Consider the following 22,574-nt stretch of genomic DNA (forward strand, 5'->3'; position numbering starts at 1 on the left):
CGGGGTGGATAGGCAGGCTTATAAAACCAAACAACATGCAACAAAATTTGTACGAAAAACGGCAGGTGAAGCAAAGCTTCCGGTTCCTGCCAGCATTATTTCAGACCCTCCTCATGCTAGTGGCCATCGTGTGTTCTGCGGGTGGCGTGTGGGCGCAGGCGGATGCGAAAAGAACAGTGACGGGTGTGGTGCTTTCAGATGATCGAGGCGATGGAATCCCGGGAGCGAGTGTGGTGATTAAGGGAACATCCAATGGTACAACCACCAATACGCAGGGTGAATTTTCAATTGAAGCAGCAGCGGCCAATACGCTCGTGATCTCATTCATCGGTTACGAAAGCCAGGAGCTGCCGGTAGGTAACAGGACCAAGATCGAGGTGCGTTTGAAGGAAAGTATTGCCAGCCTGGATGAGGTAGTGGTAGTAGGTTATGGTGAAATGAAGAAAACGGACGTTTCCAGCTCGCAGGTGACTGTTTCGGGAAAAGACCTGAGCAAAACCATCAATACTTCGCTGGAACAAGGCTTGCAGGGCCGCGCAGCTAACGTAATGGTGCAGCAAAATTCGGGACAGCCGGGTGCAGCGCCTTCCGTACTGATCCGCGGGCTAAGCTCGCTGACAGGTACCACGCAGCCGCTTTATGTCATTGACGGCGTGCAGATTAAGCCTGATAACATGCGCGACGATCCGAACAACCGGCCAACCGGATTTTCCAACATTCTTTCCAGCATAAACCCTGATGATATCGAGACCATTAACGTTTTGCAGGGACCTTCTGCCACTGCGATTTATGGTGCGGTAGGTGCAAACGGCGTGGTGATGATCACGACCAAGCGCGGAAAGGCAGGCGAGGCAAAAGTTACTTTCAATTCACTGGTGACAATCCAGGCTGAGCCGAAACACATTGATGTAATGAACCTGCGCGAGTACGCGCAGTTCAGAAATGAAGCGGAAGCAGTGGGAAGTACCGCATCCGATCCCCAGTTCGCAGATCCGTCTGTGCTGGGAGAAGGTACCAACTGGCAAAGCGCACTTTTCCGCCCGACTACTTTGCAGAAGTATTCAGTGGGATTAAGCGGCGGTACTGAAAAATCGACTTACTATCTCTCAGGTGAATATTTCAACCAGAAAGGGATCGTGGAAGGATCAGGTTTCAAGCGTTATAATGGTCGTTTGAACCTGGAAAACCAGACACGCAGCTGGTTGAAAATTGGTGCGAACATGAGCGTTGGTATTACCGAAGAAAAAGTAAATACCAATAATGGAGGTATCATCCAGCTTGCATTGGACCAAAACCCAAGTGTGCCGGTTACCAACCCTGACGGAAGCTGGGGCGGTCCTTCAAGCACGCAGTTCCAGTTTACCAACCCGGTAATGATCTCCAAGATCTACAATGATTACAACCGCCGGACCTCAATCCTGGGTAGCTTGTTTGCAGATGTGAAACTGGCTAAAAACCTCGTTTGGCACACGGAAGCGAATGGAAGCGCGGAATTTCTTAAATATTATTCATTCCACCCTTCTTATACAATCGGTGGCTTTGTAGTGTCGCAGGACGCAGCAACTTCAACCAGATCGGTGAACACCAATACCTGGTGGAGCTTGCACAGCCGCCTTACTTATGACCTGAAACTGGATAAGCACGCTTTCAATATCATGGCGGGTCACGAGGCGCAGGAGTTCACTTACGAGTCACTGACTGGTACCAGGAAGAAATTCATTACCAACACCATTGAAGAGCTTTCGGGTGGAGATGCATCGGTGATTTCCAATGTAAGCAATGGCAGCGGAAAAGGCGCGGGCTCGCGGGAATCGTATTTCGCACGTTTGAATTATACCTTCAATGACCGCTATATCCTGCAAGGTACTTACCGGATGGACGGATCGTCCGCATTCCGTCAGGGACGTCGCTGGGGCAACTTCCCTGCTGTGTCAGTTGCGTGGCGGGTATCTGAGGAGCCTTTCCTGAAAAGTGTGAATGAGATCAATGACCTGAAACTGAGATTTGAGATCGGTCGCTCCGGAAACCAGGGTAGCGGCGGAAACGCGGTTTTCTCTACACTACAAACCGTACCTACCGGCTGGGGAACAGGGTTTCTGGCTTCCAACTTCGCCAACGAGTTCCTTACCTGGGAAAAAGATGACGTGATCAATGCGGGGATTGACCTGCACATGTTCAGCAACCGCATTGAGCTGATCGCGGATGCCTACATTAAAAACATCACCAGCCTGATCACCGTGAACTCTTATCCGTTCACTTATGGTGGAGATATCGCCTACTCGCCAGGCTACCTGAGCTGGCCGGCTGTGAATGCAGGTTCGATGAAAAACAGGGGTGTCGGTTTTACATTGAATACAGTTAACATCGACAAAGGTGGATTTTACTGGAAAACGGGACTGAACCTTTCGTTCGACCGGAACAAAGTAACCTCTCTGCTCAACCCGATCACACCGGTTTGGAATGCTACTTCGGTAGGTTTCAAGACAGAAGTGGGCCAACCTGCCAGTATGATCACCGGTTATGTGGCTGACGGTCTTTTCCAGAATGCCGGTGAGATTCAAAACCACGCCATTCAAACTTCCAACAACCAGCTGACGATCAATCCGGCAACTGGCAGCTGGGTAGGGGATACCAAATTCCGCGATTTGAACAATGATGGTGTCATTGATGCAGAAGACCGCACGGTGATCGGAAATCCATGGCCGAAATTCACACTGGGCTTCAACAACAACATGACGTACCGGAATTTCGAATTGAATGCATTCCTGACCGGAAGTTTCAAAAACGACATTCTGAACTATCCACGTTACCGCGCTGAAATCCCTGGCAACGGTGGTGTATTCGGTAACCAATGGTCGTCAGTGGCCAACTACGCAAGACCAAGCAGCTACCAGGCAGGCGATGCAGAAAGCGTAACACTTACCAACCCGGGCTACCATATTCCACGCATTGCACCGGGAGATCCAAATGGTAACAACCGGATGAACACCAATTTTATCGAAGATGGAAGCTACGTACGTCTGAAAAATATCACGCTGAGCTACAATTTCCCGAAAAGCATCTTGAAAGACACTTTCGTGAGAGGATTGAAAGCTTCGGTAGGTGCGCAGAACCTTTTCACCATTACCAAATACAAAGGATATGATCCTGAAATCGGGATGGTGAACTACGGAGGTACCGTAATGGCAGGTATTGATACAGGACGTTATCCTTCGGTGCGCATGTACTCTTTCGGTCTGCTTGCTGATTTTTAACAAACCCGGACTTTTGACTTAATACCCAGATTTTTAAAAATATTCTATATGCAATTTAAATTAAAACTCATAGCGGCAATCGGGGCTTTAACGCTCATGCAGGGATGTAGTGAAGACTTCCTGGACCGTCCGCCGCTGGACGCGCTTACCTCTGGTAATTTCTATAAAACAGACGAAGAGATCCTGGCCGGTACCGCGCCACTTTACAACATTGTTTGGTTCGACTTCAATGACAAAGCAGCAATGTCATTTCAGGAAGCACGTGCAGGAAACCTGAATTCCAATGACCGTACTGCTTACGTAAAGCATGCGATTCCTTCTACGGATGTAAATACGCTTTTGCCCGGTTACAAATCCTTTTACAAAATCATCGCGCAGAGCAACAATGCCTATAAGGCGATCAACGAAGCAAGCGGAAGCACTGCTTCGGCAGCTGTAAAAGCGCAGGGGCTGGGTGAATGCAAGTTTATGCGCGCAACTGCCTACTACTACCTGGTTACCAACTGGGGCGCCGTGCCGATCGTGTATGACAACGTAGCGCAAATCAACGAGCCGCCGGTTCGTAATAAAGTGGAGGATATCTGGAAACTGCTTATCCAGGATTATCGCTTTGCAGCAGCCAACCTGCCTGCTTCTACAGTGCAAGGCCGTTTGACGAAATACTCGGCAGAGGGAATGCTGGCGCGGATGTACCTGATGCGTGCCGGATTGAACCAGAATGGAACACGTAACCAGTCTGACCTGGATAGCGCGAAGTATTTTGCTGAAAGTGTGATCACCAAAAGCGGACTTTCGCTCGCGCCGACTTACGGCGAGCTTTTTGAAAGCGCAAACCACAATGCAACCAAGAACAATCCTGAAAGTTTGTTCTCCCTGCAATGGATGCCGATCAGCAATCCGTGGGGAATCAACAACTCTTTCCAGGCTTATTTCGCTTATGATGCCAACATTACCGGTACAGGCGATGGCTGGGGAGCGGCACAGGGTGTATCTGCGGATCTTGTAAAATACTTTACCGAAAACCCGGCTGACTCTTTGCGCAGAAAGGCGATCGGTATGTTTGACGGGGACGTGTATCCTACGATCAATAAGGCAAATGGCGGTCTGAAATATGTAAGACCAGCTGCATTGTCGGCGATCAAGAAGTACATCGTTGGTTCTCCTGCAGACAATGGCGGATTAGGCGGATTTATGTCAGCCAACATCAATTCCTACATGCTGCGCCTGGCCGAAGTGTACCTGATTTACGCAGACGCCGTACTCGGCAACAGCGCAACAACTGCCGATCCGAAAGCACTGGAATACTTCAATGCAGTCAGGAAAAGAGCAGGTATGCCGTTGAAAACCTCTCTTACTTTTGAAGATATATTCAAAGAAAGAAGAATTGAGACTGTCTTCGAAGGTAACTCCTGGAACGAGATTGTGCGGTGGTACTACTTCAATCCTGCCAAAGCGATTGCTTACACAGCTTCGCAACACAAGGAAAACTATACCATGAGCTATGTAGCGGGCTCTACTAATCCGAAGAAATACAGCGTAACCTATTCTCCGGCTGAGTATTACCCACTGTCGGATGCGACGTTGTACCTCCCATTCCCGGAAGCTGAGATCGTGAATGCGCCTTCTTTGAAGAACGAGCCGGTCGCTTTTGATTTCAGCAAATTGAAAGACTAACCTCAAATCGAATCAAAATATGAAATTCAAGCATTTATATAGAACAGGTCTGGCAATTGTGGCGGCAGCATGTATGCTGGTTTCCTTTCAGAGCTGTAACAATGAAGATATAGACGGAGCGCCTGTGATCAGTAACGTGCGCTTGCTGGATCCAACGAAAGCAGACAGCTCGCTGACAGCCGCCGAGCCGGGCAGCATGGTCGTAATCCAGGGCCAGAACCTGGGAAGTGTATTGAAGGTTTACTTCAATGATTTCGAAGCTACATTCAACTCTGCGCTGGGCAGCAACTCCAATATCGTCATTACGATTCCTGCCAATGCGCCTACCAAAGCGGTAGACGCAGGTGTTTCGAGCAAGATCAGGGTAGTAACCAATGGAGGGGAAGCTACTTACGATTTCGTACTCACTGCGCCAAGCCTTGTAATCAGCGGCCTTTATTCAGAATTTATCAAGCCCGGTGGTAATATCGTGATCAACGGCGATTACTTCTACAATGTGAAGTCGGTGAAAGTGGGAGAAACCAGTCTGCAGATTGTGAGCAGCTCGGTGAAATCGATTACAGCGAAAATGCCCGCTACTGCGACAGTGGGAGCGGTAACTGTGGAAGGAGAATTCGGTACTGCCAAGACAAACTTCAAGGTGAATGACAATGAAGGTAACATGGTCAATTTCGACATTCCGGCCACAAGTTGGGGATCGGAAGTTTGCTGGGGGGCTGCGCCTATCATGCCTGCTAATGATCCTGGTGCCATTTCGGGTAAATATTCCCGGATCAAAGGCACCAAGCTGCCAGCTACCGGATATAATGACGCCTGGGTATTTTCAACCTGTTCATTCGATTTCAAATTGCCCGCAGGACCTGCTGCTGACAGACAGTTCAAATTCGAGCACAACATCGCAGAGCCCTGGAAAGCAGGGAAGTATGACATAACCATTACCGCCGACAAAAGCGAGTATACATTTTCATTCCAACCCTGGAACTCGACAGAATACGCTGCCACAGGCTACCAGACCAATGGATGGAGAACAGCAGTAATAGAACTGTCTGAGTTTAAGAATGCGGCAGGCAACACCATTACCGACGTTTCCAAAATCACGGACTTGAAAGTACTGTTTAATACTCCTGATGTTGTGATTGCTTCTTTCAACGGAAGTGTTGATAATTTCAGGATTGTGAAGAAGTAGTGCTTTGGCTGGGCGCCGGCCCGGTGCGCTCAGTGTGACGGCTTGTACTTGTTCTACCTTCGACCGCGCAGTTATCGCCTTGCCCTTCGACTCCGCTCAGGGTGACAAAGGCTTAGTTTGTCACCCTGAGCGCAGTCGAAGGGCAACACCGATAACCGTGCAGTCGAAGGGCAGACAGCGACAACTAACCTATCAATGCAAAAAACACTCGCATTCCTGCTAATATGCCTGGTCCCGCAGTACTTAGCTGCGCAGATCGCGATTGACATTGACGCGCGGGCGGAGGTTAGGGAGGTTTCGCCTTACCTCTATGGCCGGAATAATTCTTTCTCTTCCACTGATCCGAATTGGACTTTACCGGAAGAAGAATTGATCCGTTTGCGCGATGCCGGTGTTCGGTTTTTCCGGGAGAGCGGCGGTAATAATTCCAGCAAGTATAACTGGCGCAGAAAGCTCAGCAGCCACCCCGATTGGTACAACAATGTATATACCAACAACTGGGACCAGGTCGCTCAGTCACTGCAAACGCATTTTCCTGCAGCCCAGGGAATGTGGGCATTCCCGCTACTGGGTTATGCAGCCAAAACCGATGCAGCCAATTTCGCCGACTGGGACTACAATCAATCCCAGTGGTGGGAGGGTGTCAGCCAGAACCTTGCCGGAAATGGGCTGCCCAACACAAACGGTACAAAAGCCAAAAAAGAGGGCGATATCAACGTTTATCTTGAAAAATGGGATGCTGATTCTTCAGTCGCCATACTTGATCACTGGTTTGGAAGCGGAGGCGAGGGGCTGAACAAGGATTTTATCCGCTATTGGAATATGGACAATGAGCCGGAGATCTGGTCGGGAACGCACGATGACGTTATGCCCCAGCAAATTTCCCCGCAGGATTTTATGCAGCGGTACATTACACTTGCCAAAAAAGCTCGGGCCAAATTCCCGGATATCAGGCTGGTAGGTCCCGTCACTGCCAATGAATGGCAATGGTACAACTGGGATGGAAAGCCCGTTACGGACAACGGCAAAACTTACCCGTGGCTGGAATATTTCATCAAGACAATCGCCGAGGAACAGCAGAAAAGCGGGATCAGGTTACTGGACGTGCTTGACATCCATTTTTACCCGGGAACAAAAAACACAGAAGAAGTCACCCAACTGCATCGGGTGTTTTTTGATAAAAACTACATTTTCCCAGAAGCAAACGGTGTCAAAACCATCCTGGGAGGCTACGACAATAGCATTAACAGGGAATACATATTCGCCCGCTGCAACGATTGGCTAACCAAGTACCTGGGAGCAGGACACGGCGTCACACTCGGGCTGACCGAAACCGGGATAGACCAGAGTATATCTGCCCCCGTTACCGCCGTCTGGTACGCGTCGACATTGGGTGAATTCATGAAAAACGGCGTGGAGATCTTCACGCCATGGACCTGGAAACCAGGTATGTGGGAAACGCTGCATTTGCTTAGCCGCTATAATCAGTCGCGGTCGGTAAAAGGTACGTCAGCCAATGAAACGCTGGTATCTGCTTACCCGAGCATCAATGCTGCCGGGGATTCACTCACCATTGTTTTGGTCAACCGGTCGGCGGAGCAAAGCCAGGCTGTGCGGGTCAGTTTTGCCAATTTCATTCCTGAACAGGGAAATGCGCCGGTATACACCCTTTCACAGCTGCCAGCAGCGGAAACGTTCCGGTCACATACACAAAATGCACTGAAAAAGTCGGAGGTAGTGATTACGGGAAATGTGCTTAATGCGTCGCTTCCAGCCATGTCCGTTACGGCTGTGGTGCTGCGCAACGGGGGCCAGATCCTGGGAACCGGTCAGGCGACTGCATTTGAAGTCAAGGTTTTCCCAAATCCAACCCGCGACCGCATTACCGTTCAATGGGCAGAACGGGAGTTTTCATTACTGGAAATATTCGATCTGACGGGTACGCAACTATCAAAACAAAATCTGCCAAAAACGCAGCGGGAGGCTCATATCGATCCCCGGCTGGCTGCGGGAACATACCTGGTCAAGCTGACGGGCAGGAACGGGCAATCTGCAGTAAAACAAATTATAGTCCCGTAAAATGGACTCCTAACTATTTTTTATCCTAATGCATTCAACTACACTTTCAGGGAAATGGCGCCTGCTGCTGTTTTCTTTGGTACTGTGCCCGACCGGATTCAAAGCATCGGCGCAGCATTCCAAACTGGTGAACGAACCTGTTGATATCAGCGGCGACTTCCGCGACTTTTCCAACACCATATTCTTTGCAGACAGTCTGGCGGCATTTGACCCTCAAACTGGCGCCGGACAGATCAGATGGAAAAGGCACGAGGCGTTTTCTGCACATAATTTTGACAACTCGATGCTCAGCTACAAACGCGCTTACAGCAACGAGTTCCCCGCCACAGAATATGCACAGGATCCGGTACTGCCGTTTTCGATTGAATTTACATCGCCGCGGACCATCCGTATCCGTGCAAATACGAGCACGCAGAAGCAGGTTGCAGAACCATCTCTCATGCTCACTGGCGAACCGGTGCAGGATAAGTCTTGGAAGTACAGCAAAATCAATGGCGGGCACCAGTATACCGGAGCGCACGGTTCTGTGATCGTTTATGAAAATCCCTGGAAAGTGCTTGTGCGTGATAGTAATGGTAAAATCCTGACGCAAACCCGCAGTGCGGCTGACGGCAGGTCTTCATTTACGCCAACGCTGCCTTTTTCGTTCGTGCGCCGTGCTTCCGATTATTCACGCAGCGTAGCAGCCGTTTTCTCTATTTCACCCGATGAAAAAATATATGGTTGCGGCGAATCTTTTACCAAACTGGACAAGAACGGCCAAAAGCTGGTTCTGTGGACGCACGACCCGAATGGTGTAGAGACGCAGACCATGTACAAGCCTATTCCGTTTTATATGAGCTCGCGTGGTTACGGCATGTTTATGCACACCAGCTCGCCCATTACCTGCGATTTTGGCGCTACTTACGGGGAGTCCAATGCGATGCAGATCGGGGATGAAAACCTGGACCTGTTTGTGTTCCTGGGCGAGCCGAAGGAGATACTCGATGCTTACACAGACCTTACTGGCAAAGCGCCGATGCCGCCATTGTGGTCTTTCGGGTTGTGGATGAGCCGCATTACCTATTTTTCGGAAAAGGATGGAAGAAATGTGGCAGAGAAGCTGCGCCAGAACAGGATACCCTCGGACGTGATCCACTTTGATACTGGCTGGTTTGAAACAGACTGGCGTTGTGATTACCGGTTTGCACCAAAAAGATTTCAGGATCCCGCATTGATGATTTCAGATTTGAAAAAACAGGGTTTTCATACTTCTCTCTGGCAGTTGCCCTATTTTGTTCCTCAAAATGTACTTTATCCCGAGATTGTTGAAAAAGGGCTTGCAGTCAAAAATGGCAATGGTACTATTCCTTACGAAGATGCGGTTCTTGATTTTTCCAATCCCAATACAATCAAATGGTATGAAGATAAAATCTCGGGGCTATTGAAACTGGGCGTGTCGGCGATCAAGGTCGACTTTGGTGAAGCTGCGCCATTTTCGGGCGTATATGCTTCTGGCCGTACCGGTTTTTATGAGCACAATCTGTACCCATTGCGGTATAATAAGATCGTCTCCGAGCTAACCCGCAAGCTGAATGGCGAAAACATCATCTGGGCCAGAAGTACCTGGGCCGGAAGTCAGCGGTACCCCATTCACTGGGGTGGCGATGCAGAAACGACCAACAAAGGCATGGAAGCACAGCTGCGTGGCGGATTATCCCTCGGCTTGTCGGGATTTACCTTCTGGAGTCACGACATTGGTGGGTTTACAATGAAAACACCGGAGGATTTGTACCGGCGCTGGCTTCCGATGGGCTTGCTGAGCTCTCATACCCGCACGCACGGCCAGGCGCCCAAAGAGCCGTGGGAGTATGGTATGGCGTTTCAGGACTATTTCAGAAAAGCGGTGGAGCTTAAATACAAGCTGATGCCCTATATCTACACGCAGTCCAAACTGGCTTCCGAAAAAGGGTTGCCGATGGTGCGCGCATTGCTGGTTGAATTCCCCGCTGATCCGGGTGCCTGGCTTGTTGATAATCAGTATATGCTTGGCTCGGACCTGCTGGTTGCTCCGCTTTTTGAGAATGGAAAAACGCGGCAGGTATATCTGCCAAAAGGGAGCTGGGTAGATTATCAAACTAAAAAAGTATACGCAAGTGGCTGGCACGAGATTGCCGCAGGAGAGCTGGAAGTGGTATTGCTCGTACGTGAAGGCGCTGTGCTGCCGCAGGTAAAAGTGGCGCAATCAACGGGCGAGATCGACTGGAATAACATTGAGCTTCTCAGCTTTGCAAATACACCTCAAAAATCAGAAGTAAAGCTGTTTGTGCCCGGGCAGGATGCTGTAAAAAGCATCGAGGTCACTCGGAAAGGCAGCAAATCTGTGGTCAGCAAAGATCCTTTCGCGGGTAAAATCAAATGGGTGTTGCGTTGAGGCGATCAGGAGAAACGGGCAGCGATTTCTCCATTCGATAGTTGATTATTTCAATGCCCCTGATCAGGTTTCGATTTGTTTTCATTACCGTATAACCCTGCTTCTCAAAGAATGGGCGCGCAGTCAGGCTTACATCGGATGTGAGTCTGGCTGCACCATTTTGTATAGCCTCCTTTTCAAGCAAATGGTAGATTGTACCCGCTACGCCTTTCCTGAGGTGTACATTGCTTGTATACATAAAATCAATGTAGCAGCTGTTCAGCAGGGAGCCAAAACCTGCGATAGCATTCCCGATTTCTGCGATCAGGAAATACTGATTCTCAATTGCATCAAGCCACCGCTGCTCATTCTGGGTACCCTGTTTCCATACTGTTCGCTGGGCTTCATCATAATCCTGCTTACAGGTATGTTCGATAGTCTGACAGTAAAGCTGCTGCAAAGTGGCCATATCACTCTTTTGGGCCGGCCTGATTTCGATTTGGTAGGGGGCAGTATCGGGAGACATTCTTTCATGATTTTGTCGCGAAAATAGCAACCCACGGCAACTACCCGAAGCAACTACCACAATTCTGACTGAATGGTCATGCAGCCCGGTAAATAGATTTCGTTGCCGCCGGACTTATGTAGTGGTTTAAATCAGCAACAAAAAAATAGCCGCCATGTCATTTCAGGGGTATCTAAAAACAATCAAGACAAAGACCGGGAAAGGGCCGGAAGATTTCAGGCAGCTGGCCCGGGAAAAGGGATTTACCAGCGAAGGTGTATTAAAAAGCGAGGTAAAAGCAGGTGAAATAACCAAGTGGTTGGCCGAAGATTTCTCCCTCGGCCAGGGCCACGCAATGGCCATCTACGCGCTGCTGAAAGGCAGTAAGAATGAAAATAGTGATTAGATGGGCGGTGTATCTCCTCACAATGCTGGCGCTGCCCGGTCTGGTATACGGGCAGCGTGAAGCAGACAATTGGTTCTTCGGCCGGGGTGTTGGCCTTTCCTTTGCGACGGGCAAGCCGCTGCCGGTTTATGGTAGCCCAATCAAGCATGTCGAAGGCACTGCGGTAGCATCAGACCCGAAATCGGGGAAGCTTTTGTTTTATACTGATGGAAGAACAGTCTGGAATCCGGCCTACGGATTGATGACCAATGGCGAGGGGCTTTGGCGGTATTCGGGGAAAGTAGCAGGCCATTTGAACTGTACGATTTTGACAACCAAACCGGAACAATCTCCAATTTTCGCAGCTTGGGCGATTTTACCGGGCAGTATAGTCTCTCTTTCTCGCCTGCAAATTCCAAATTATACCTTTCACTTTTCAATGATCAGGGCGCTTTCCAGTTTGACTTAAAAGATGGAAGTCCTTCACCGTCGCAGCTGATCAGCCCGGATATTGAGAACAATAACCCGACTTACGTGGGTGGTTCAATGCAATTTCGAGGTCAATGTCACCTTGTGGCCCGCAGGACTATACATCCTCGTGTTTGAGTACCCCGATAAAAGCGTAATCAGGAAGCTGGTGCGATTGTAAGCTGGGGCCTTAAACAATGGCACGGATATTTAACGGGTGAATGCTACAATACAATGACCATCAACAAACTTAATCATACAGCTATGTTCGACGAACTATTTAAGATCATACAGCAAAGCGGCCAGCAGGCTGTTGTCGATAACGACCAAGTTCCCAATGAACATAATGAAGATGTTTTGCGTGAGGCGCACACGGCTGTTGTAAACGGACTTGGTAACGTGCAGGCTTCCGGCCAGGTAGACGGCCTAGTAAACTCTGTGCAGAGTGGCTCTGCTCAAAGTAATCCGGCAGTTCAGCAAATCTCTAACAACTTCATGGGCAGTATTATGCAAAAGTTCGGCATTAATGCGAGTACCGCCTCTTCCATTGCAGCGGCTGTCATTCCAATGGTTATCAGCAAAGTGATCGCGGGAAGGGGAGCACAGGGCGGTGCAGGCGGGTTTGACCTCGGAGGATTGCTGGGTGGCTTGACCGGTGGCGCTTCAACCGGCAGTAATCAGAACAGCGGCCTCGGCGGACAGATCAGCAGCATTGGCAGTAAGTTCGGCCTTGATAAGGATAAAGACGGAGACGTCGATCTGAATGATCTCAAAAAAATGTTCTGAGGATTTCCTCCAATTTATACTCCAAACAGACCGCCTGGTGCAAGATAATTCATATGATGATCCGGAGAACCCGTTCCAGACTTTCTGGATGGGAGGGTTTGAATGCAGCGATCAGTTGAATTCGTCCGGAAACCGGGTTGATCTGCTTGATATCACGGGCCACCTGGATCTGATGCGGGAAGATTACTCCCGCATCAGTTCACTCGGCATTCAAACTGTGCGTGAAGGAATCCGGTGGAGCGTGGTGGAATATCTGCCTTATCAATACAATTTCGACGCTGTTGCGGAGATGATGCGCGCGGCTGATGAATTGGACATTCAACAGATCTGGGACATTTGTCACTTCGGCTATCCTGCCGATCTCAGTCCGATGCACCCGCACTTTACACCGCGCTTCGTTGCGCTTTGTGAGGCTTTCGTGGTCTTCTACACGAACAGATATCCAGGCAAACCCCTGTTTGTCACGCCGATTAATGAGGTAAGCTTCATTTCCTGGCTCGGCGGCGAGGTCGCCGGTACTTCACCCTATTCATTGAGAAATGGCTGGGAAGTGAAATATGCATTGATGCGCGCATACATTGCCGCAGCGAGAGCGATGAAGGAGCTTAGTCCGCTCGTCCGCATTGTTACTACCGAGCCGCTCGCCAATGTGGTTGCCGGCATTAATCCAACGCGAACAGAAATCGCCAGGGCTGCCATTGAAAATGAATATCAGTTTCAATCTGTAGACATGCTTTGCGGCAGGATGTGCCCTGAACTGGGCGGCAGCGAGGACTTGGTTGACATATTGGGTTTTAATTACTACTATAACAATCAATGGGTTGCGGGCGATTATACCTGCCTCGGCTGGAACGATGCTGTACCAGATCCAAGGTGGCGCCGCCTGGCGGACCTGCTTGAACCCGTTTACCACCGTTATAATAAGCCGATATTGCTTTCAGAAACCAGTCACCCCAGGGAAGACCGGCCTATCTGGATTGAGATGATAGCAAATGAATGCGCCGAGCTGATCAGTCGCGGTGTTCCTCTCTTGGGTGTTTGTTTATACCCGATCATCGACCGCCCCGACTGGGATAACCTGGATATCTGGCACCATGCGGGTATCTGGGATACGGATTTTACAAGCAAACACAGCAGAATTCTTCACGAGCCCTCCAAAGTGGCACTTCTTGCTGCTCAGCAGATCGTTGCCGCAACCAGGGAAATCCGGCAGGCACAATAATTGGATTATACTGGCCGAAGGGAAATCTCCCGTTTACTTTTTTTCAAAACCAAACTAATAGATGGACAATTACACAATGCTGCAATTCTTTGAATGGTACTATCCCGCGGACGGAAGTTTGTGGAACCACTTTGCAGCAGAAGCAGGAAGACTCAAATCAATGGGTTTCGACGCCGTGTGGCTTCCTCCTGCACATAAGGGAATGGAAGGCGGCAAATCATCAGGCTACGATTCGTACGATTTATATGATCTGGGCGAATTTGACCAGAAAGGATCAGTGAGGACGAAATACGGCACGAAAGAGGAGCTGATCGCAGCTGTGAAACAAGCGCAGGAAGAGGGACTGAACGTGTACTCAGATATCGTTCTCAACCACATGGGCGGGGCAGACGAGAAGGAAACGGTGACCGTGAGGGAGGTTACACCTGAAAACCGCAATGAGTTTGTCAGCGAACCGAAACAAATTGAAGCTTATACCAAGTTTACATTCCCGGGCAGGGGAGGAAAGTACTCAGAGTTCGTCTGGGATTACCAGTGTTTCTCAGGCGTTGACTACAATGCAGGTACCCAGGAAACGGCCATTTACAGCATTCAGAATGAATACGGAGACGGGTGGCAGGATGTACTGGACCTTGAAAACGGTAATTTCGACTACCTGATGCTCTCGGACATTGATTTCAGAAACCCGCACGTGCGAGAGGAATTGAAGCGGTGGGGTGAGTGGTATTATGAAACAGTGGGAATGGACGGATTTCGTCTCGATGCGATCAAGCACATGGACCCGCAATTCTTTGTAGAATGGCTGGACCATATGCGGGGAAAATACAACCGCGAGTTTTACACGGTAGGAGAGTACTGGGCTCCTTACGACCTGCCTTCCATGCACCACTACATTGAATCGACGGGCGGAAGGATTTCACTTTTTGATGCGCCTTTGCAAGGTAACTTCTTCAGAGCCTCTAAAGAAAGAGAGAATTTCGATCTGCGGTCAATCTTTGAAGATACCCTCGTTCAAACACACCCTGAGCTTGCCGTAACGCTGGTTGAAAACCACGATACGCAGCCTTTACAATCATTGGAACAAACGGTAGAGCATTGGTTCAGGCCACTTGCCTATGCATTGATCCTGCTCAGGGAGGCGGGTTATCCTTGTGTTTTTTACACCGATTTGTACGGATCTACATACAGCGACGAAGGGAACGACGGCCAGCTGCATGATATTACCCTGGAAAAACTCGATGGACTGGAAACGCTGCTGTATGTGCGTAAAAACATTTCATACGGACAGCAATCAGACTACTTCGAAGCTCAGGACAGCATTGGATGGGTGCGTGGCGGCGATGACGAACATGAAAACTCAGGCTGTGCGGTAGTGCTTTCCATTGGTGGTGACACTGCGCGTAACATGGAAATCGGCGGAAGGCATGTGGGTAAAACCTTTGTAGACTATATGGGCCATTTTGATCACGAGATCATCATTCCGGAAAGCGGCTGGGCCGAATTCCCGGTTAAAGGCGGTTCGCTGTCAGTATGGGCAGTGAAAATGCAGTAATCAAATCAGATCAAAACACATGAAAATCTTATTATATGCATCGCTTCAAAAGCAGCATCAGGATGCACTTGTTGAGCAGCTTTCAGATAACGCGGAAGTTATTATAAATGAAAATCTTTCCGAAAATCAGCTCAGGGAGGCAATTGCGGACGCAGATATCCTGATCGGTAACCCGCCCGCGGAGCTGCTGGAAAACGCGACTGAGAAGCTTAAATTCTGGCAGCTCGAAAATGTGGGATTTGAGCAGTACAAAGACGTGAATTTCACAGGCAAGGTGGCCAATGTAGGCGATATGTCCGCTGCTGCGTGTGCCGAAACCATCGTTGCCGGGATCCTGGGCTTTTACCGTGGTGTACATATCATGGTTAAAAATCAGCTTGAAAAGCTATGGGCAAGTGAAAAGGTGGAAAACAAGCTGGGGCTGCTGGGCGAGAAGGAGGTGATTATCCTTGGATCAGGCGCTATCGGGCAGCATGTGAAAAAGATACTGGAAGCTTTTGACTGCAAAATCAGGATGACCGCGAAAAGCGATCCCGATGCAGATATCCATTCGTTTGACGAACTGCTGTCCGCTCTCCCGGAAACCGACCTGATCGTGAACACCTTACCCGGCAACCTGGATAACTATGTGTCCGAAGCATTTTTCAATGCAATGAAAGAAGGCGCACTTTATGCCAATGTGGGCCGTGGAAATACTACGGATGAGCCTGAAATGATCAAAGCACTGGAAAGCGGGAAGCTGCTTGGCGCTGTGCTGGACGTGACAGAAGTGGAGCCTCTGCCAGAGGATTCGAAATTGTGGGAAATGGAGAATGTGATCCTTACCCAACATACCGGGGCAGCTCACAAGGACCGCGACCGGGATAAGGTCAATAAATTTGTGGAAAATATAAATCAGTTTCTGGACGGCGGAAAAGTCGAAGATGAGGTCAGTTTGTCTGATGGATATTAAATGGATTCGGAGGACGTGTGGTGAAAGTTACCGGTTAATTTAAAGTTGTGTGGGAAAAGAGAATTGTGCATTAATGTCAAACTAATTTTATATAAATTTGAAGAGTTCATACTCTCAACTCTTCTATTTGATGAAATTAATTACCTCCACTGAATCAGGTTCACCAATCAAAAAATCCTATCAGACGCCGCAGTTGAAGAAATTAGGCACCGTTGTACAAATCACCAAAAGCTTGGGGAAACTGGGTTCGCAGTTTGACGCCAACGATCCTACCTCCAACAATTATGCAGATGATTAAGGTATGCTTGTTTACGGATCTACTTTAAAGAAGCACTTATCAAGGATATTCGTAGAACCGCGTCAGGCATTTTCCTGATGCGGTTTTTCAATTGAATCCAGCCAGATAGACAGGTAAATGACGCGTGATAACTGCCAGATATAGCGTGGTTTGAGTTTGCCGTGAATGCGTTCGTTGAAAACGACCGAGACGATTTTACTGAAAACCTGCCTGTCGACTATTTCCCAGATCTTGTGTGCAGGAGATGCTATTTGCGGCCAGGCTGCATGGTACAACTGCTGTGCCGCATGCAGCCCGTATTCGATGAAGTTGGCTTTTGAATTCCTCGTCTCGACAGACGCCGGGATAATACCCCGCATACCGTGGCGGATCAAGCCGCGGCCGCGCCCATTGTAGAAGCTTACATCAAGGGGCGTCGCAAGGCAGAGTTCAATTACGTGCTTATCGTAAAAAGGGAATGCATACTGGTGCCCGTAATACGCGCCGATGTGATTAGCCTGTTCATTGCAGATCACATTGGTGTGATTCAGTACGCCTTCCAGAGCTATCCCCTGATTTTCCATAACCGACTTTACGAGCGCATGCGTGGTTCGCTGCTTTCGTGGTTGGGTCTGTTGTTTGAATTCCTTCGTCAATGCATCGGTCAGTATAGCAGGAGCAGCTGATTTATTGGCAATTTTGTTAAAAATGTAAGTGACGATCGCTTTATCCGAAATATTTAATCCCTGCTTATACTCCTTCATTTTGGACAAAAAAGAAAATAGCGGCTCTTTGCGGTAGCTGCTCCTGATATCGGGCGTAAGCAGCGAGAGCATGTATTTATCATAACCTGCTTTACGACTTTTTCCCCGGGTAAAAGGATGTTTCGTGTTGTGATCGTAGCATTGTTCGCATGCAGTTTTAAATGCATTCAAGTCCCCGGCCTGCATGAGCTCGTCCAGGTAATCAAAACCATTTGTTGCCACATTATCTCCGCCGTGGCCGGTCAGGATCAAGTCGCATTCCATCCTTTCCAGCTCATTTGAAATACTTAAATGGAAGCTGGAAGGCATAATCAACTGTTCGGGGCGGTCAAAAATGGTGTTGATCTTCACGATCGATCCCAGTACATCGTCCAGGGGAGTTACCCGGTGGTGACTGGTGCGCCACTGACTTACCACGTCCTGAACAAAGCGCTCTTCTTCCGCCAGCGGCTGACCGGTGTCGATCTTGAAAGTGTTCAGGGCTGATCGACCTTGTTGTACCAGTACCGATTGTGCGACGCAGGCTACCGAAGAAGAATCTAATCCACCACTTAAATGCGATCCGATGTTTTGTCTGTTCCTGATCCTGCTGGTAACGGCGCTGGTAAAGATGTCGCGGAATGAAGATGCGAACTCCTCAATCCCGCCCAGTTGGTGAAATCTTTTGAAATCAGGCTGCCAGAATGGTTGCTCTTCCGTTTGCTTCGCGTTGACTTTCAAATAATGCCCCGGTAAAACGCTGTAAATCTGCTCGTAGAAAGTTTCGGCACTGTAAGCCAGGTTCGTCACGTGCCAGGTGAGATATTCGCGCACCTTATGCATGTTGGGACCTATCTCTACCTCTTCCAGGGCATTCAGAGCCTTGATCTCCGATGCAAAAGCAAAAAAGCGGTCGGGCTGGTGTACATAATAGAGCGGCTTTACACCGAGTATATCGCGGGCACAGTACAGGGTTCGCGTGCCGGCATCCCATAATGCGAGCGCAAAATCTGCATTGGGCTCGTCGAAGGCAGCGGGGCCTTTCAATGTATAATTGCTGGTAAAAGGGGAATCAGGAAAAGCGCTGGAAAAAACATCGGCATCGGCGACGGATAAAATCTGGCGATCCGGCGTGTTTTCGACAGAGCCGCCGAATGTCATCAATAACCCGTTCTCAATATTTGTGGCTGTCAAACCGCCACGGTGCGCAAGTAGCCCTGTTATTTTATTTACTTCGGCTGTCCTGATTTCCTTACCGTCAAATTGTATTATCCCGGCGATTCCGCCCATGTTGCTGCAAGTTTAATTCGGTCAGCACCTGCGCGGACAAATTACTGCTCCATTTCACTCCCGGGCGGATGGTCGCTTTTACCTGCGTCGCGCGGCAGTGACTACAAAAGGCAAAGGTGTCAAATTCATTTTTTCTAATGACGGCGAAGTCAAAAAATAACCCGTGACATAAATAGCAAGGCTGTCCTGACCAAGGTTTTCCGGCAAATTGCAACTGCCCCAGGCAGCACCATTGGGCGCGATTAACATGCCGCCTGTGACCAGCCCGCCGCTAAGCCGCACGACGACAGGCGCATCGACCACTTGCTCACCACGTTTAAGTTCTTCTACCAAAGGATAACAATTCGTAGCTACTGAGTCAACTTTATCTTCTTTGCAATGCGACAAACTAAGCAGGGTTATCGCGGCGAGTAAACAGCGTTTCATATATCGGGTTGGTTTAAATAATTGTTGAAAGTACCAGCAGTTATTAGTTAATGCGAACTCAAATCCATTGACCCGCCGCAATCAGATTTCGTTGGAACAACAGGTCAGTAGGTGATTACATACCAGTGCTTTATGGACTAACAAACTATACCAGCCATGATCAGAAACTACTTCGTTATCGGGTACCGGAACTTCCGCAAAGGACATCTTTATTCTTTCATTAATCTTTTCGGGCTGGCGGTAGGTCTGTCCAGCGTGATGCTGATTATCGCCTACATCGGTTACGAGCTGTCTTTTGACAGGCATTTTTCCAAAAACAACCGGATATACCAGCTCGTCATGGAATCGCGGGCGACCGACCCGATCATCAGGAATGCTAACACGCCCGAAGCACTTGGAAAAACGTTGAAAGCCGAGTTTTTCGAGGTGGAAACAGCCACTGCTTTGCTTCCTTACAAGACAACTTATCTGGTCAACAACAAGCCCGTTGAACTGAACTTCGCACTCGTTAATCCCACTTTTTTTGAGGTCTTCGATCTGCCCTTTGCCGAAGGCAATAAAGCCACGGCGTTGAAGGACGAGTCGGGAATGGTACTTACCAGGACAACCGCTGCCAAACTCTTTCCGGGAACAAATGCAGTTGGCAAAACAATCAGCCGGAAATTATATGATGGCAGCATATCGTACTATACTGTTACAGCTGTGGTAGGAGATATCCCTGCAAACTCGCATTTTACAGCTGACGTATTTGGGTCACAACCCTTTACCGGGAAAACGCTCGATTTCACCCAATACAGCTCATTACCACAGTATGTACTTCTGAAATCCAATGCGGATGCGGACAAGCTGGAAGCCAAAATGCAGCCTGTTCTGGCGAAATACAAATTGACCAAAACCGAGCATATTCAACTACTGCCTTTGACCGACATTCATTTACGTGCCGGAAAACTCAATGCACCTGATATGAAGCTGAGTGACATCCGGTACATCTATATACTCGGTTGCGCCGCATTGCTGATCCTGCTCATCGGCTGCATGAACTATGTGAACCTGACAACCGTGCAGGCTTTGCAGCGCGTTAAGGAAGTGGGTATCCGCAAGACACTGGGAAGCGGCCGGGCCCAGCTCGCGTTTCAGTTTATCGGTGAATCGTTCCTGTTTTTTATTGTTGCAAATGCGCTGGCTATTGTCCTCTCGATTATTGCTTTGCCTGCTTTCAATCAAATGCTACAGGTTAACCTGCCGGTGAGTGATTTATTTGGTTTTCAAAACCTTTCACTCTTTCTCATGATCGCATTGGGGTCCGGTTTGCTGGCGGGCGCTTACCCCGCTATGTTCCTGAGCCGCCTCCAACCTGCGGGCATTCTGAAAGATAAGAATGGCGGTCTTCGTATTAATTTCAGTCTGCGCAAAGTGCTGATCGTGTTCCAGTTCAGCATTTCAATTGCACTTGTTGTTGCTACAATGATCGTGTGGCAGCAGCTGAACTTATTCCATAACCGTCCTTTGGGTTTCAACAAAGATCATCTGATCCTGCTGCCGGCCATTCACCTCGACAATAAACCCGACGCATTCAAAGCAAAGCTGCTTGACAACCCCAACATTATTTCGGCCAGCTTTACCGACCTGGATCTGGGAAACCGCATAGGCAATGCATCCAGCATGCCCGACCCGGAAGACAGCACGCGCCGGCTCGACTTCGGGTTTGTTTACGGCGATTCGGATTTCCTGAAAACAATGGGCATAAAAATGGATAGTGGCAGAGATTATTCGGTCAGGTTCCCGGGCGATAACCTGAACTATGATTCCCTTTACTCTGCTTCAAATGGTAAAGACGCGGACAAATACCTGTATCAGAGACCGATTATTATCACCCAAAGTCTTGCGAAAACATTGAAGTTGAAAAATACGAGCAACGAAGTAATCAGGCTGGGCGCGTTGCAAGGCACGGTGATCGGAGTTGTCAGGGATTTTCAGGTGACTACATTGAAAGAGGCAAGCCCGCTGCTTGTCTTCAAACCGATGCAAAACTGGATCAGCACCACAACTTATGTTCGTGTCAACAATCAGAATATTCCGGAAAGCATTGCTTATATGGAAAAGGTGTGGAAACAGTTTTTTCCTGATTACACATTTGCGTATTCATTTGCTGATGATAATCTTCAAAAGTTGTACGAATCTGAAAACCGCCTGGCTTCCATTTTCAGCTCTTTCGCATTGCTCGCGATCGCAATTTCAACATTGGGCTTATTCAGTCTTGCCGCATTGATGGTCAAGCAACGCACCAAAGAGATCGGTATCAGAAAAGTTTTGGGCGCGTCGGTTTCAGGGATCGCCTTGCTGCTTTCCAGGGAATTCATTGTATTGATCATGGTGGCCGCGTTAATTGCTTCGCCGTTTGCCTGGTACGGAATGGAGCAGTGGTTGCAGGACTTTGCAAACCGGGTCAGTATCCATTGGTCTATTTTCATGCTGGCAGCTGTTCTCGCATTGCTCACCGGCGTACTGACTGTCGCATTTCAAACCATCAGAGCGGCCAGGTCCAATCCGGTGGAAGCATTGAAGACGGAATAATTTTGATCTGCATTCAGCTTTATGAGGGAGTTATACCAGTTACGTTTGCTTTGCAGGTACGCTTTTTGATGGATATGTGCAGGCTGTGCCAATTTGGTTGGCACGGTAAGTTTGATCACCACATAAAAAACCATTAAAATGAAAATCGCATCAGCAATCATGTCACTCGCAACCGTAGCAATGCTATGGGGCTGCGGGTCCAAATCAACCGAAACAACAGACACAACTGACTTCGCCGACAGCACAAACGAAGCAGTAGCAGACAGCGCTACAACTGATTCAGCATCAGCTGTGGCAGAGGACGATGCCGAGTTCGCGGTAGAAGCTGCAAACGGCGGAATGGCGGAAGTAGCATTAAGCAAAATCGCTGAGGAAAAAGCAACCGACCCAAAGGTGAAAGAATTTGCAAAACAAATGGTAACAGACCATACAAAAGCAAATGATGAGCTGAAAACGTTGGCTATGAGCAAAAACATCACGCTACCTGCTGCACCGAACGAAGAGAAGCAAAAAGCAGCTTCTGACCTTGGCGCTAAAAGCGGAAGTGATTTTGACAAAGCTTATATCGCTCAGATGAAAAAAGACCACGATAAAACTGTGAAGCTTTTTGAAGATGCACAGAAAGAAGTGAAAGATGCAGAGCTGAAAGCTTTTATCGACAAAACTTTGCCGGTAATTAAAGCACATGCTGAGCACGTAAAAAGTATGGATAAGACGAAGTAATCCGTGCTAATATAAAAAGCTGGCAGTCACGGTAGTGGCTGCCAGCTTTTTTGTGGGCAGCCCATTCAATTTTACATTCCGCTTCG

Annotated in this window: 17 protein-coding genes; 14 read left to right on the forward strand and 3 right to left on the reverse strand. The window is 48.8% G+C overall.

Annotated elements, in window-relative coordinates:
- The first annotated feature begins 35 nt into the window (after positions 1-35).
- From AC1XTG_RS21320 to AC1XTG_RS21340, 5 genes are all read left to right on the forward strand, one after another.
- A complete protein-coding gene (locus tag AC1XTG_RS21320; RefSeq protein WP_056283703.1) occupies positions 36-3,254 on the forward strand; it encodes a SusC/RagA family TonB-linked outer membrane protein in 3,219 nt (1,072 codons plus the stop codon).
- Positions 3,255-3,302: 48 nt separating this feature from the next.
- The gene (locus AC1XTG_RS21325; protein ID WP_484843362.1) at positions 3,303-4,928 is read left to right on the forward strand and encodes a RagB/SusD family nutrient uptake outer membrane protein; all 1,626 of its coding nucleotides are present in this window, start codon (positions 3,303-3,305) and stop codon (positions 4,926-4,928) included.
- Positions 4,929-4,947: 19 nt separating this feature from the next.
- Positions 4,948-6,114, forward strand: coding sequence for a glycan-binding surface protein (locus AC1XTG_RS21330; protein WP_484843363.1), 1,167 nt, complete (start codon positions 4,948-4,950; stop codon positions 6,112-6,114).
- A 195-nt stretch (positions 6,115-6,309) separates the two neighbouring features.
- The gene (locus AC1XTG_RS21335; protein ID WP_484843364.1) at positions 6,310-8,193 is read left to right on the forward strand and encodes a glycoside hydrolase family 44 protein; all 1,884 of its coding nucleotides are present in this window, start codon (positions 6,310-6,312) and stop codon (positions 8,191-8,193) included.
- A 28-nt stretch (positions 8,194-8,221) separates the two neighbouring features.
- Positions 8,222-10,606, forward strand: a complete 2,385-nt coding sequence (locus AC1XTG_RS21340; RefSeq protein WP_484843365.1) for a glycoside hydrolase family 31 protein — start codon at positions 8,222-8,224, stop codon at positions 10,604-10,606.
- Here the strand turns inward: AC1XTG_RS21340 and AC1XTG_RS21345 are convergent.
- The gene (locus AC1XTG_RS21345; protein ID WP_484843366.1) at positions 10,587-11,111 is read right to left on the reverse strand and encodes a GNAT family N-acetyltransferase; all 525 of its coding nucleotides are present in this window, start codon (positions 11,109-11,111) and stop codon (positions 10,587-10,589) included. The genes AC1XTG_RS21340 and AC1XTG_RS21345 overlap by 20 nt on opposite strands.
- Positions 11,112-11,265: 154 nt before the next feature.
- Here AC1XTG_RS21345 and AC1XTG_RS21350 point away from each other — a divergent pair, with 154 nt between their 5' ends.
- The 7 genes from AC1XTG_RS21350 (at position 11,266) to AC1XTG_RS21380 (ending at position 16,753) form a co-directional block, all read left to right on the forward strand.
- Positions 11,266-11,496 carry a DUF4287 domain-containing protein gene (locus AC1XTG_RS21350; protein ID WP_484843367.1) on the forward strand — a complete coding sequence of 77 codons (231 nt, stop codon included), beginning with the start codon at positions 11,266-11,268 and terminating at the stop codon, positions 11,494-11,496.
- A complete protein-coding gene (locus AC1XTG_RS21355) occupies positions 11,480-11,944 on the forward strand; it encodes a hypothetical protein (RefSeq protein ID WP_484843368.1) in 465 nt (154 codons plus the stop codon). Before AC1XTG_RS21350 ends, AC1XTG_RS21355 begins: the two co-directional genes overlap by 17 nt.
- Before the next feature lie 263 nt (positions 11,945-12,207).
- On the forward strand, positions 12,208-12,729 hold the full coding sequence (locus tag AC1XTG_RS21360; protein WP_484843369.1) for a hypothetical protein: 522 nt from the start codon (positions 12,208-12,210) through the stop codon (positions 12,727-12,729).
- A gap of 37 nt (positions 12,730-12,766) precedes the next feature.
- Positions 12,767-13,951, forward strand: a complete 1,185-nt coding sequence (locus tag AC1XTG_RS21365; RefSeq protein WP_484843370.1) for a glycoside hydrolase family protein — start codon at positions 12,767-12,769, stop codon at positions 13,949-13,951.
- A 61-nt stretch (positions 13,952-14,012) separates the two neighbouring features.
- Complete coding sequence (locus AC1XTG_RS21370) at positions 14,013-15,503, forward strand: alpha-amylase (protein WP_484843371.1); 1,491 nt, start codon at positions 14,013-14,015, stop codon at positions 15,501-15,503.
- 19 nt (positions 15,504-15,522) lie between these two features.
- A complete protein-coding gene (locus tag AC1XTG_RS21375; RefSeq protein ID WP_484843372.1) occupies positions 15,523-16,455 on the forward strand; it encodes a D-2-hydroxyacid dehydrogenase in 933 nt (310 codons plus the stop codon).
- 130 nt (positions 16,456-16,585) lie between these two features.
- Positions 16,586-16,753: a hypothetical protein gene (locus AC1XTG_RS21380; protein WP_484843373.1), complete on the forward strand. Its 168-nt coding sequence runs from the start codon at positions 16,586-16,588 to the stop codon at positions 16,751-16,753.
- A gap of 62 nt (positions 16,754-16,815) precedes the next feature.
- Here the strand turns inward: AC1XTG_RS21380 and AC1XTG_RS21385 are convergent, their stop codons facing one another.
- The gene (locus AC1XTG_RS21385) at positions 16,816-18,765 is read right to left on the reverse strand and encodes an asparagine synthetase B family protein (protein WP_484843374.1); all 1,950 of its coding nucleotides are present in this window, start codon (positions 18,763-18,765) and stop codon (positions 16,816-16,818) included.
- 78 nt (positions 18,766-18,843) lie between these two features.
- On the reverse strand, positions 18,844-19,191 hold the full coding sequence (locus tag AC1XTG_RS21390; RefSeq protein ID WP_484843375.1) for a hypothetical protein: 348 nt from the start codon (positions 19,189-19,191) through the stop codon (positions 18,844-18,846).
- A gap of 156 nt (positions 19,192-19,347) precedes the next feature.
- Between AC1XTG_RS21390 and AC1XTG_RS21395 the strand changes: the two genes are divergently transcribed.
- Both AC1XTG_RS21395 and AC1XTG_RS21400 read left to right on the forward strand, forming a co-directional pair.
- Complete coding sequence (locus AC1XTG_RS21395) at positions 19,348-21,765, forward strand: ABC transporter permease (protein WP_484843376.1); 2,418 nt, start codon at positions 19,348-19,350, stop codon at positions 21,763-21,765.
- A 138-nt stretch (positions 21,766-21,903) separates the two neighbouring features.
- A complete protein-coding gene (locus tag AC1XTG_RS21400) occupies positions 21,904-22,488 on the forward strand; it encodes a DUF4142 domain-containing protein (RefSeq protein WP_056283668.1) in 585 nt (194 codons plus the stop codon).
- The last annotated feature ends 86 nt before the right edge of the window (positions 22,489-22,574 follow it).

Source organism: Dyadobacter sp. HNCC25DJ183 (assembly GCF_056895175.1).

Bases quoted from the DNA above. Each gene is read 5' to 3' on its own strand.
- AC1XTG_RS21390 (WP_484843375.1), bottom strand. From the start codon at position 19,191: ATGAAACGCTGTTTACTCGCCGCGATAACCCTGCTTAGTTTGTCGCAT.
- AC1XTG_RS21370 (WP_484843371.1), top strand. From the start codon at position 14,013: ATGGACAATTACACAATGCTGCAATTCTTTGAATGGTACTATCCCGCG.
- AC1XTG_RS21355 (WP_484843368.1), top strand. From the start codon at position 11,480: ATGAAAATAGTGATTAGATGGGCGGTGTATCTCCTCACAATGCTGGCG.
- AC1XTG_RS21380 (WP_484843373.1), top strand. From the start codon at position 16,586: ATGAAATTAATTACCTCCACTGAATCAGGTTCACCAATCAAAAAATCC.
- AC1XTG_RS21335 (WP_484843364.1), top strand. From the start codon at position 6,310: ATGCAAAAAACACTCGCATTCCTGCTAATATGCCTGGTCCCGCAGTAC.
- AC1XTG_RS21330 (WP_484843363.1), top strand. From the start codon at position 4,948: ATGAAATTCAAGCATTTATATAGAACAGGTCTGGCAATTGTGGCGGCA.
- AC1XTG_RS21385 (WP_484843374.1), bottom strand. From the start codon at position 18,765: ATGGGCGGAATCGCCGGGATAATACAATTTGACGGTAAGGAAATCAGG.
- AC1XTG_RS21325 (WP_484843362.1), top strand. From the start codon at position 3,303: ATGCAATTTAAATTAAAACTCATAGCGGCAATCGGGGCTTTAACGCTC.
- AC1XTG_RS21345 (WP_484843366.1), bottom strand. From the start codon at position 11,111: ATGTCTCCCGATACTGCCCCCTACCAAATCGAAATCAGGCCGGCCCAA.
- AC1XTG_RS21375 (WP_484843372.1), top strand. From the start codon at position 15,523: ATGAAAATCTTATTATATGCATCGCTTCAAAAGCAGCATCAGGATGCA.
- AC1XTG_RS21395 (WP_484843376.1), top strand. From the start codon at position 19,348: ATGATCAGAAACTACTTCGTTATCGGGTACCGGAACTTCCGCAAAGGA.
- AC1XTG_RS21340 (WP_484843365.1), top strand. From the start codon at position 8,222: ATGCATTCAACTACACTTTCAGGGAAATGGCGCCTGCTGCTGTTTTCT.
- AC1XTG_RS21320 (WP_056283703.1), top strand. From the start codon at position 36: ATGCAACAAAATTTGTACGAAAAACGGCAGGTGAAGCAAAGCTTCCGG.
- AC1XTG_RS21360 (WP_484843369.1), top strand. From the start codon at position 12,208: ATGTTCGACGAACTATTTAAGATCATACAGCAAAGCGGCCAGCAGGCT.
- AC1XTG_RS21400 (WP_056283668.1), top strand. From the start codon at position 21,904: ATGAAAATCGCATCAGCAATCATGTCACTCGCAACCGTAGCAATGCTA.
- AC1XTG_RS21350 (WP_484843367.1), top strand. From the start codon at position 11,266: ATGTCATTTCAGGGGTATCTAAAAACAATCAAGACAAAGACCGGGAAA.